7 protein-coding genes and 1 pseudogene are annotated in these 11,296 nt (G+C 72.5%); 4 read left to right on the top strand and 4 right to left on the bottom strand.

Going from position 1 to position 11,296, the window contains the following annotated elements:
- Positions 1–225: 225 nt before the first annotated feature.
- Positions 226–1,350, bottom strand: a complete 1,125-nt coding sequence (locus OG389_RS03845; RefSeq protein WP_328297030.1) for an aminoglycoside phosphotransferase family protein — start codon at positions 1,348–1,350, stop codon at positions 226–228.
- 230 nt (positions 1,351–1,580) lie between these two features.
- On the opposite strand from OG389_RS03845, the gene OG389_RS03840 reads away from it, so the two are divergent.
- On the top strand, positions 1,581–3,062 hold the full coding sequence (locus OG389_RS03840; protein WP_328297029.1) for a DNA-binding protein NsdB: 1,482 nt from the start codon (positions 1,581–1,583) through the stop codon (positions 3,060–3,062).
- Between the two features lie 197 nt (positions 3,063–3,259).
- On the opposite strand, the gene OG389_RS03835 is transcribed toward OG389_RS03840, so the two are convergent.
- Together OG389_RS03835 and OG389_RS03830 are read right to left on the bottom strand one after the other, a co-directional pair.
- A complete protein-coding gene (locus OG389_RS03835; protein WP_328297028.1) occupies positions 3,260–4,687 on the bottom strand; it encodes a PP2C family protein-serine/threonine phosphatase in 1,428 nt (475 codons plus the stop codon).
- A gap of 243 nt (positions 4,688–4,930) precedes the next feature.
- The gene (locus tag OG389_RS03830) at positions 4,931–5,179 is read right to left on the bottom strand and encodes an SCO4226 family nickel-binding protein (RefSeq protein WP_328297027.1); all 249 of its coding nucleotides are present in this window, start codon (positions 5,177–5,179) and stop codon (positions 4,931–4,933) included.
- A 330-nt stretch (positions 5,180–5,509) separates the two neighbouring features.
- Here OG389_RS03830 and OG389_RS03825 point away from each other — a divergent pair, with 330 nt between their 5' ends.
- The 3 genes from OG389_RS03825 to OG389_RS03815 all read left to right on the top strand — a co-directional run bounded on the left by OG389_RS03825 (position 5,510) and on the right by OG389_RS03815 (position 10,304).
- Complete coding sequence (locus tag OG389_RS03825; RefSeq protein WP_328297026.1) at positions 5,510–7,768, top strand: xanthine dehydrogenase family protein molybdopterin-binding subunit; 2,259 nt, start codon at positions 5,510–5,512, stop codon at positions 7,766–7,768.
- A gap of 15 nt (positions 7,769–7,783) precedes the next feature.
- Entirely contained in the window at positions 7,784–8,239 is a 456-nt protein-coding gene (locus OG389_RS03820; protein WP_328297025.1) for a (2Fe-2S)-binding protein, read from the top strand.
- A 67-nt stretch (positions 8,240–8,306) separates the two neighbouring features.
- On the top strand, positions 8,307–10,304 hold the full coding sequence (locus OG389_RS03815) for an APC family permease (RefSeq protein WP_328297024.1): 1,998 nt from the start codon (positions 8,307–8,309) through the stop codon (positions 10,302–10,304).
- Between the two features lie 22 nt (positions 10,305–10,326).
- On the opposite strand, the pseudogene OG389_RS03810 reads toward OG389_RS03815, so the two are convergent.
- A pseudogene (locus OG389_RS03810) lies at positions 10,327–11,040 on the bottom strand (helix-turn-helix domain-containing protein); the annotation flags it as partial.
- Positions 11,041–11,296 lie beyond the last annotated feature (256 nt).

Raw genomic sequence — 11,296 nt, 5'->3', positions numbered from 1 at the left:
CACCGGCCGCGGAACGGCCGCCGGCATTCGGCCCGGACGCGAGAAATCCCGTGGTGCGCACATCGGGTGTGCGCACCACGGGATTTCTCGCGTCCGGGATGTCCGGTCGGGATGTCCGGGTCGGGGCCTCGGGCCCGGCGGCCCGGCCACGGAGTAGCGGCCCCCGGGGCCGGACGCGCCGGAGTCCCGTGGCCGGCGGCCACGGGACTCCAGGTCCGGCAGGGTTCAGCGCGTGCCCACCGCCGCGCGGACCGCCCTGCGGGCCATGCCCGCGTCGTCGTGCAGGCGGCGCAGCAGCAGCCGCTGCTCCTCGCCCGAGGACACGGCGCCCGCGGGCACCGACTGGGCCGGGGCGGTCGCCAGCATCGAGCGCTGCACGGCCGTCTCGGACATCCGGATCTCCCGGGTCAGTACCAGCATCAGGTTGACGAGGAACGCGTCCCGCGCGGCCGGTCCGGCAGCCTGCGCCATGCGGCTGATCTGACCACGGGCGGCCGGGGCGTCGCCCAGTACCGTCCACAGGGTGGCCAGGTCGTAGCCCGGCCGGTACCAGCCGGCGTGCTCCCAGTCGAGGAGCACCGGGCCCGCCGGGGACAGCAGCAGGTTCGACAGGAGTGCGTCCCCGTGGTTGAACTGCCAGGGGTTGCCCGACAGTTTCACCCCGTGCAGCAGCTTCTGCAGATCACCGAAGTCCCGGTCGGTGAGCAGGCCGAGCTGGTAGTCCCGGGCGATCCGCCGGTCGTAGTCCAGCGGCCGTCCGAACAGCTCCTCGGCGGGCTGCCAGCCGTTCACCTGACGCACCGCCCCCAGCGCCGCCCGCAGGTCGGCCCGCGGCGGGGCCTCCACCGGATGCCGCTGGAGCGCGGCGACCCGGCCGGCCATCCGCTCGACGATCAGTACGCAGTTCTCCGGATCGGCGGCGATCAGCCGCGGCACCCGGACCTGCGGGCGGTGCCGGACGAACGTCCGGTACGTCGCTATTTCGTGCCGGTACCGCTCGCGCCACTCGGGCGAGTGATCCAGTAAAACCTTCGCCACCGCAGTCATCCTTCCGGTGGTCCCCACCAGCAGGACCGACCGGCCGCTGCGGCGCAGCACCTGAACCGGCGCGAACTCCGGACAGATCCGCTGGACCGAGGCGAGCGCGGTGCGCAACTGCGCCCCCTGGGGGCCCGAAAGGTCGATTCTCCCGCTGAGCGGCTGCGATCCGGTACCCGGCATCCGCCGCGCCCGTACGGCGCCCTGCGCCGCTGCCGCGGAGCGGCCGGGTTCGAGGTAGGGGCCGCCGCCCGCGGGGAGCGTGCGGTGCGGCCGGACCGGGGCTGACACGGAGGTCGTTGCTGCGTACATGGCGTTACGGATCCCTTCGTGCGCCGACGAGTTGCGTACGCCGCCCCGCCGGATCCCGTGCATCACCCTGGGGAGTTCCGCCGGTGACCGGGTCGGGGAGGCGCATTCCTACCTGACACCCCGGCGTGGGTGGCGGACCACATTGCGTGCCCTGGCGAACCCTGGCGAATAGTCGCTCGGCATCTGACGGGGGGCTACTGTCAAGTCAGCCGAGAACCTGGGGGCTTGACGTGAGCAAAGGTCCAAACACCCGTCTGAACGACCTGTTCGGCCTGGCCGGCTGGTCGAAAGGCGAACTGGCGAGGATGGTCAACCGGCAGGCGGCCTCGATGGGTCACCACCAGCTGGCCACCGACACCTCGCGGGTGCGGCGCTGGATCGACATGGGGGAGACCCCGCGCGAACCGGTGCCCACGGTACTGGCAGCACTGTTCACCGAGCGGCTCGGTCGTGTCGTGACCATCGAGGACCTCGGGTTCGTACGACAACGGCGCACCGCCAAGAGGCAGCCGGACGGGGAGCAGGAGAACCCCGACGGGATGCCATGGGCGCCCGAACGCACTGCCGCGGTCCTCACCGAATTCACGGGAATGGACCTCATGCTCAACCGTCGCGGTCTGATGAGCGCGGGTGCCGCGCTCACCGCCGGCTCAGCCCTCAGCAACGCCATGCACGACTGGCTCCACACCGACCCCGCCCGCGCCAAGGACGCGCAGCGCCACGGCGACGCCTTCCAGACCGACGCGGCGGGCTACGACCGCTACGAGGCCGCGCCCATCGGCTCCCAGGAGATCGAGGCGCTGGAGCGTTCGGTGGAGGTCTTCCGCGCCTGGGACGCCTCCAGAGGCGGCGGCCTCCAGCGCAAGGCCGTGGTCGGGCAGCTCAACGAGGTGGGCGGCATGCTCGCCTACCACCACCCCGACCACCTCCAGCGCAGGCTCTGGGGGGTGGCGGCCAACCTCGCGGTGCTGGCGGGCTGGATGTCCCACGACGTGGGCCTGGAGCCGACGGCCCAGAAGTACTTCGTCATCGCCGCGCACGCGGCCCGCGAGGGCGGCGACCGGCCGCGCGCGGGCGAGGCGCTCTCCCGCGCCGCCCGCCAGATGGTCCACCTGGGCAAGCCGAACGAGGCCCTGGACCTGATGAAGCTGGCGCAGTCCGGCTCCGGCGAGCAGACCCTGCCCCGTACCCGGGCCATGCTGCACACCATCGAGGCCTGGGCGCAGGCCGCGCTCGGCAAGGGGCAGGCGATGCGCCGCACCCTGGGCGAGGCCGAGGACCTGTTCGTCTCCGCCCCGGGCGACGTGCCGCCGCCGTCCTGGATGCAGCACTTCGACGAGGCCGACCTGCACGGCATGCAGGCACTGGCCTTCCGCACCCTTGCCGACCACGACCCGGCCGCGGCCCCGATCGCGCAGAAGCACGCCAAGGAGGCCCTGCGGCTGCGGGCCGACGGCCACCAGCGCTCGAAGATCTTCGACTACATCTCGATGGCCTCGGCCTGCTTCATCGCCGACGATCCGGAGCAGGCCGACCGCTACGCCCGCCTCGCGCTCGTCTCGATGAACGAGACCTCCTCGCACCGGACATGGGACCGGCTGCGCGAGATGTACCGCCTGACGGGCCAGTACTCCGGCTTCGCCGGCATCGAGGACCTCCGCGAGGAGATCAAACTGGCCCTCCCCGACAGCCCCGTGGTCCATACGGTCTGAGGCCGGCGATGCCTGACGGACGGAGCGGGTGGACCGGGCGGAGCGATGGACGGGAAAGGCCGCGCCTTCTGGCGCGGCCCTGAGCCCTTGCGTTCGCCTCAGCCCCTGCGTTCGCCGGAGCTTGCTGTGTCGCCCGAGCTGCTGAGTTCGCCCGATCCCCGGTGTCCGTACGGAGACCGCTGGACGCGATCCGCGGGCTACGAGCCGATCCGGGCCACCAGTACGCAGGCGTCGTCCTCGCGCTCGCCCTCGCCGAACTCCCCGATCACCATCCGCACGCATTCCTGCGCGGACCCGGCGGCGGAGAAGTGCGGTGCGAGGGCCAGCAGTCGCTCGGTTCCGTCGGCCTTGCTGAACTCGATGCTGCGCGGCGTCAGTCCGTCGGTGTGCAGGACGAGTACGTCGCCCACCTCCAGCCGCTCCTCGGCCTGGCCGTACGAGGCTCCGGAGGTGGCCCCCAGCAGTACGCCCTCGGGCGGCAGTAGCGAGCGGCCCTGGCCGCGCCGGAACAGCAGGGGTGCGGGGTGGCCGGCCTGTGCCCAGGAGAGCACCCGGCGGGCAGGGTCGTAGCGGCAGCACACCGCGGATCCCAGCGCGGGCTGTACGGAGGTCTCGAGCAGCTGGTTCAGCCAGCCCATCAGGGGGCCCGGCTCGATGCCCGCCATGGCCATCCCGCGCAGGGCGCCGAGCATCATCGCCATGCCGGAGGTCGCGGTCACCCCGTGCCCGGTGAGGTCGCCCACCGTCAGCATGGACTGCCCGTCGGGGAGTTCGAGTGCGTCGTACCAGTCGCCGCCGATCAGGGCGCTGGTCGCGGAGGGCAGGTAGTGCGCGGCGACGTCCAGTGCCCTGGTGTTGTCGTGCGGGAACCGCAGTGAGCCGCGCCACGGGGGGAGCACGGCTTCCTGCAGCTCGACCGCCAGCCGGCGCTCGGTCTGCGCGATCTCCCGCCGGCGCTGCAGCGAGTCACGGGACTCGCGCACCGCCCGCTGGCTCCGGCGCAGTTCACTCACGTCCCGCAGCACGGCCCACATGGAGGCCGTGCAACCGTCGGAGTCGAGTACCGGCTCGCCCCTCATGTGCAGCGTCCGGACCCGGCCGTCGGCCCGGACGATGCGGAACTCGCCGTCTATGGGCTTGCCGTCCACCAGGCAGGCCGTCACCATCGACGTCAGCAGGGGCTGGTCCTCGGAGAACAGGGTCGAGCCCAGTTCGTCGAGGGGCAGCGCGCCGGCCTCGGGGGAGCGGCCGAAGATCTGGAAGAGCTCGTCCGACCAACTGACCTCGTCGGTCAGCAGGTTCCACTCGGCGCTGCCGACCCGGGTCTGCTGTGCCTCGGCGCCCGTCTCGGGGGCGGCCTGCGGCAGGGCGGCGGACTCGGGGGCGGTGGGCGGCAGACCCTCTTTGAGCTGGCCGAGGTGTGCGCGGAGGTCGTCGAGGTGATGGACGGCGAGATCGCACAGTGCCCGCTGCCAGCGGCCCTGCGCGTCGTCGTCGTCGACGACGGTGTCACGGCGGACGGCGTCGACTTCTCCCCGCAGTTGTCGGGTCTGCGAGATCAGCGCGTCCACCGACCCTGGCTCTGGGGGCTGCGCGGGGCGGTCCGCGTAAAGGTGGGACGGCATCTGAACTCCGATACAGGCGCGGCACGGCCAAGTCTGAGGAGGGACCGGTTCTGAAGGAAGGGCCGGTAACGACTGTTGCACAGGCGGCGACGGCCTGTAAGGCGTTTGGCAACATCTGTGGCGGACTTGCTTAAGGCATATGCCTGAGGCCTTCCGGCCCTCCCCGCGTGTGCGAACGAATCCGGTCAGCCGTGCCGGAGGGCCCGCACGGAAGCCGTGCGGGCCCTTGTGGCCACTGGGCCGTCAGACGGAGATCGGTACCGGGTGGATCTCGCTCGCGGGGTGCCCGGTGCGCGTGTGGATCCGCTGGACCGCCTCCGCCGAGGGAGCCTCCGAGAGGCAGTAGACCGTGCCGGACGCGGGGTCGGCCCAGGCGCGCTCGAAGTGCACCCGCTCCTCCGCCTCGATCTCCAGGTCGGCCTTGTGGGCGGCCATCAGCTGGTCCGCCGTGATGTGTTTCATGCCGTAGTGGACGTCCATGTACTTCGCCACTGCCGCACACCTCCTCCATCAGCTCGGTTCCGTGCTCCTTCCATCCTCCGCCCGCGGCCGGAAACCGGCCTTCCGGGCGGGGGCGATCGATCGTACGGCCGAGGTGTACGAGGGGCGTCACCCGCCGTACTCGCGCGAGACCGGACGGGACCCGGATCAACACGGCGGCACCCGCGCCCCCCGAACGGAGGACCCCGTGCTCAGGGGACGCCCCGTCCCCGGGGACCCCGGACTTCCCACCCCATCCTGGGATGGCTACTCTACGTGTCGGTAACGAGCCGGGGAGGTTCGTTCGTTCGGGCCGCGGGCAAGGGTTGGGGACACGAGTACATGAGCGGGCAGAGCCATGCGCCTTCCGACGGGCAGAGTCCCGCGCCGACCGGCGGGCGCAGCCGCCGGTCCTTCCTGACCCAGCTCGTCGCCGCACCGACGCTCGCCCTCGTCACGCGCGCCGCCGCCGACCTCCTCGCCCCGCAGCAGGCCCACGCGGCAGTCCCGACCCTGCCGGCCATCGCGGACCTGGTGGACCTCGGAGACCTGTTCATCCTGGCCGGCGCCCCGACCTCGGCACTGCTCGCGCTCGTGGTGGAGGCCGACGGGACCATCCGCTTCCGGCTCCCGCGCGAGGAGGTCGGCCAGGGCCTCACCACCGCGGTGGCGATGCTCGTCGCCGAGGAACTCGACGCGCCACTGGACGGCGTACGCGTCGAACTGGACGACGCGCGCCCCGAGCTGCTCTTCAACCAGCTCACCGGCTCCTCCAACTCCATCCGCTCCCTCTACGGCCCGGTGCGCCAGTGCGCCGCCACCGCCCGCGCCCGCCTGGTCGCGGCCGCCGCCGTGCGCTGGGGCCTTCCCGCTTCCGCCCTGACCACCGCGAACGGCGCCGTCCGCGCCCCCGACGGCCGCACCGCCGGCTACGGATCCCTCGCCGCGGCCGCCGCGGACCCCGCCCTGATCGTCCTCGGCGCCGGCCCCAAGCAGCCGGCGAAGCACACCCTGGTCGGCAGGCCCACCAGCCGGATCGACGCCCGTGCCATGGTCACCGGGGCCCAGCGCTACACGCTCGACCTGGACGTGCCCGGCGCGAAGCCCTGCGTGGTCCGGCGCCCGCCCACCCTGGGCGGCAGCGTCCGGTCCGTCGCCAACGCCGCCGCGGTACGGGCCATGCCCGGGGTCCTGCACGTGGTCACCGTCGCCACGGGGGTCGCCGTCGTCGCCGAGACCTTCGGCCAGGCCCTCGACGCCAAGGCCGCCCTCCAGGTCACCTGGGGGCCCGGCCCGGCCGACCAGCTCTCGGACGCGGCCGTACGGACGAAGCTGCGCGCCGCCACGCTGCCGTTGCTGGTGCCGCCGCTGCTGACCGCGCACGTGGACGCCGAGTTCGACTTCGCCTTCGTCAGCCACGCACCGATGGAGACCAACTCCGCGATAGCCGACGTCCGCGAGGACCGCGCCGAGATCTGGTCCGGGCTGAAGTCGCCGATCGTGGCCCGCGAGACGATCGCCGCCGACCTCGGGCTGCCGCTCGACAAGGTCACCGTCCACGTCGTGCAGGCCGGCGGCTCCTTCGGCCGGCGGCTCTTCTTCGACGCGGCCCTGGAAGCGGCCCGGATCTCCAAGGCCTGCCGCCGGCCCGTCCGCCTCATGTGGACCCGGGTCGACGACACCCGGCACGGCCGGATGCGCCCCGCCACCCACCACAAGATCCGCGCGACCCACCTGCTGGGCGAGGTGCTCAGCTTCGAACACCGGGTCGCCGCCGCCGAGACCGACTTCCGGCACGGCCTGGGCGAGATCATCACCGCCACCGCCGCGAGCCTCCCGCTCGGCATCGGCAACGCCACGCTCGCGCAGACCCTGTTCCTCACCACGATCAAGTCCCCGTACAACTTCGGGCTCACCACCCAGGCGCTGACCGAGGTCCCCACCGGGGTCCCCACCGGTTCGTGGCGTTCGGTGTACTCGGCGAACACCCGCGGCGCCGAGGAGATCGTGGTCGACGAGCTGGCCGCCGCGACGGGCCGGGACCCGTACCAGTTCCGCCGGACCTTCCTGAAGACGGCAGCCCAGCGAGCCGTACTCGACAAGGTGGCCGCGGAAGGCGACTGGGGCCGCGCGATGCCGGCCGGGTGCGCCCAGGGCATCGCCTTCCACGAGGAGTACAAGTCCCGGACCGCCTGCCTGGTCGAGATCGACACCCGCGACCCCGAGCACGTGCGCGTCACGAAGGCGGTCATCGCCGTGGACGTGGGCCTGCCCGTCAACCCGCGCGGTCTGGAGGCCCAGATGATCGGCGGCCTGACCGACGCCATCTCCACCACGCTGAGGTCCGGCCTGCACCTGGACAAGGGGCTCCCGCTGGAGGGCAGTTACGGCCAGTTCCACTGGGCGAAGCAGCGCGACACCCCGCAGGACCTGCGCGTCTTCGTGCTCCCGGCGACCGGCACCGAGCCGGGCGGCGCCGGCGAGCTCGGTCTGCCCGCCGCCGTGGGGGCGATCGCCAACGCCTACGCGCGGGCCACCGGGACCAAGCCGCGCAGCTTCCCCATCGACTTCGACGTCGACTTCACCCCCTACCCGCGCTAGTCCAGGAGCCGAGCAGTGCCCTCGCACACCTTCACCGTCAACGGGCAGAGCGTCACCGTGGACGCGCCCGACGATCTGCCCCTGCTGTGGGTGCTCCGCGACATGCTGGGCGTGCGCGGCCCCAAATACGGCTGCGGGGTCGACGTCTGCAAGGCCTGTACCAGCCACCTCGACGGAGTGGACGTACGCCCGTGCGTGGTGCCGGTGTCCGCGTGCGCGGGCCGGACGGTGACCACGATCGAGGGGCTGGCCGACGGGGACGAGCTGCACCCGGTGCAGGAGGCCTGGCTCGAACAGGACGTCGCACAGTGCGGCTTCTGCCAGCCCGGCCAGATCATGGCGGCCGTCGCCCTGCTGAAGCGGACGAGCACGCCCACGGACGCGGACATCGACGCGATCGCCAACATCTGCCGCTGCGGCACGTACTTCCGCATCCGGGAGGCGATCCGCAGCGCGGCGGCCAAGATGTAGCCGGTTCGCCCCATGACACATGGTTTATATCGGGTGAATCTTCATCGTTCTGGCTGATCATGCCTGAATGAGGTGTATCAATGCGAAACGTGTGCTGGTCGGTGAACCGCTCGACACCGCGCGTCTGGGCGAGACCCTGCTGCCCAAACGGCTCGCCCTCCCGATCTTCTGCAGCGACCCGCTCTCCTCGGTGGCCTACGCCACCGAGGAGATCCTCTTGATCCTCGCCCTCGGCGGCGTCGCGTTGCTCCACCTCGCCTGGTACGCGGCCGCCGCCATCGTGTTCCTGCTCGTGGTCGTCGTCGCCTCCTACCGGCAGACCTGCCACGCCTACCCGGGCGGCGGCGGAGCCTACATCGTCAGCTCCAAGAACCTCGGTGAGACCGCCGCCCTCACCGCCGCGAGCGCCCTGCTCGTCGACTACGTCATGACGGTCGCCGTCTCCGTGGTCTCCGGAGTCTCCGCCATCACCTCCGCCATCCCCTCGCTCTCCGACCACGAAGTCCCCCTGTCCGTGGGTTTCGTCGTACTGCTGACGCTGATGAACCTGCGCGGCGTACGGGAGTCGGGCCGGGTCTTCGCCGTCCCCACCTACGGCTTCGTCCTCGTCATCTACCTCATGTTCGCGGTGGCCGCCTACCGGCTCGCGACCGGAGACACCATCCGCGCCGAATCCGCCGAGCTGCCGATCACCGCCGAGGGCACGTACGCCGGACTCGCCGTGGTGCTGCTCGCCCTGCGGGCCTTCGCCTCCGGCTGCACCGCGCTCACGGGAGTCGAGGCCATCAGCAACGGCGTCCCCGCCTTCCAGAAGCCGAAGAGCAAGAACGCGGCGACCACCCTCGCCGCGATGGGCGCGCTCGCCGTCACCATGTTCGCCGGGATCACCATCCTCGCCATGAACTACGAAGTGCACGTGGCGGCGGACCCGACCGAGCTGGGCCTGGCCCCCGGAACACCGATGTCCACCGCGCTCGCCCAGATCGGCCGGGCCACCTTCGGCAGCTGGGACTTCCTCTTCTACCTGCTCCAGGCCGTCACCGCCGGCGTGCTGATCCTCGCCGCGAACACCGCCTTCAACGGCTTCCCGATGCTCACCTCGATCCTGGCCAAGGACCGGTTCGTGCCGCGCCAGCTCTTCAACCGCGGCGACCGCCTCGTGTACTCCAACGGCGTCGTCCTGCTGGCCCTCGCCGCCATCGCTCTCATCATCGCCTTCGACGCCGAGCTGACCCGGCTCATCCAGCTCTACATCATCGGCGTCTTCGTCTCCTTCACCCTCTCCCAGGCGGGCATGGTCCGGCACTGGAAGCAGGAGCTCGCCTCCCCCGGGACCCGCAAGGAGGAGCGGATCCACATCCACCGCCGGCGCGCCATCAACGCCGTCGGCGCCGTCATGACCTCCGTGGTCCTGGTCATCGTCCTGGTCACCAAGTTCACCCACGGCGCCTGGCTCGTGGTCATCGCCATGCCGCTGCTCTTCATCGGCATGAAGGGCGTGCGCCGCCACTACGACACCGTGGCCAGGGAAGTCGCCGTGGCGCCCGGGGTCAAACCGCGCAAGCCCGCCCGCCACCACGTCGTCGTCCTCGTCGCCGCCGTGCACGCGCCGACGCTCAAGGCGCTGGGCTTCGCGATGGGGCTGCGGGCCGACACCCTGACGGCGGTCTCCGTGGCCGCCGACGAGGCGGATGCGAACCGGCTGCGCGAGGCCTGGGCGGAACACGATCCGGGGATCCCGCTGAAGGTGCTGCACTCCCCCTACCGGGAGGTGGTCGGGCCGGTGCTCGCCCACGTCCAGGAACAGGCGGCCGCCGAGGGCACGGACATGCTGTCGGTGGTGATCCCGGAGTACGTGGTCGGGCACTGGTGGGAACAGCCCCTGCACAACCAGAACGCCCTGCGGCTCAAGGCGCGGCTGCTCTTCACGCCCGGGGTCGCGGTGATCGACGTGCCGTACCTGCTGGAGTCCGCGAAGCCGGGGAAGCCTGGGAAACCGGGGGACTCGGGTGAGGGAGCACCCCGGGACGGGGAGGGGGCGGGGAGCCGGCCGGGCGCTGGGTGACCGCCGTATGCGCCAGCGCCAGCTCCACGACGTGCGCCGGATCGGAGAGGGACCGGCCGGTGAGGTGCTCCAGGCGGCGCAGCCGGTTCGAGACGGTGTTGCGGTGGCAGTACAGCCGCTGGGCGGCGTACGTCGTCGAGCCGTGGCAGGTCAGCCAGGTACCCAGGGTGGTCAGCAGCAGCCGGCAGTCCTCCGGGGCCAGCGCCAGGACCGGACCCAGCACCACCTGGCGAAGCCGGCCCGCCAGTTCGGGGTCGGCCGCGACCAGCGCCGCCGGGAGCCGCTCGTCCAGCAGCGCGGCGCGCGGGCCGTCGTCGCCCGCCGTGGCGCGCAGCGCCAGGACCGCCAGCCGGCGGGCCCGGGCCAGCTCGGCCGGGGTCTCCACCACCGGGCTCACCCCGGCGCGTACACCGAGCGGCGCCAGCAGGTCGCCCACCGAAGCGAGCGCGAGCCCGCCCAGCTCCACCAGGCCGGTCTCCCCGTCGGCGCGGATCCGCCACAGCACGTGCGGGGGGCCGTCGGCCGGCTGCGGGGCCGCGCCGTCCCGGGGGCCCAGGACCACCACCGCGAACCGGCCGCGCTCCGCCAGCCCCAGCCGGCGCGCCGACTCGGCGCGGTCCCCGGCCGGTCCGGCGCCGTCGAAGAGGGCGTCGAGCAGGGCGGCCCGCAGCTCCCGCTCGCGGTCCCCGCGCAGGGCCTCGGCCCGCCGGTAGGACTCGGCGGCGGCGTCCGCCATCCGGTCGACGACGTCCCACAGTGCCGGTGCCCCGGGCAGCAGCCGGGGCAGCGCCACCCGGTCGTGGGCGGCCACCGCCTCGGTCAGGATCTGCCACAGCAGCCGGCCGCCGAGCCGGTACACCCCCAGCAGGGAGTCGAGCGGCAGACCCTGCCCGGCGCCGAGCCCGCCGTCGGCGCGGGCGCCGGCCAGCTCGGGCGGCAGGCCGCGGGAGTCGCGGACCAGGCCCTCGACGGCCTGGTGCAGGATGCCGTGG

The organism is Streptomyces sp. NBC_00435 (assembly GCF_036014235.1).
GTDB lineage: Bacteria > Actinomycetota > Actinomycetes > Streptomycetales > Streptomycetaceae > Streptomyces.
This window is presented reverse-complemented; position numbering and strand designations above follow the sequence as displayed.

Coding starts and splice junctions, on each gene's coding strand:
- OG389_RS03845 (WP_328297030.1), bottom strand. CDS start 1,350: ATGTACGCAGCAACGACCTCCGTGTCAGCCCCGGTCCGGCCGCACCGC.
- OG389_RS03825 (WP_328297026.1), top strand. CDS start 5,510: ATGAGCGGGCAGAGCCATGCGCCTTCCGACGGGCAGAGTCCCGCGCCG.
- OG389_RS03815 (WP_328297024.1), top strand. CDS start 8,307: ATGAGGTGTATCAATGCGAAACGTGTGCTGGTCGGTGAACCGCTCGAC.
- OG389_RS03835 (WP_328297028.1), bottom strand. CDS start 4,687: ATGCCGTCCCACCTTTACGCGGACCGCCCCGCGCAGCCCCCAGAGCCA.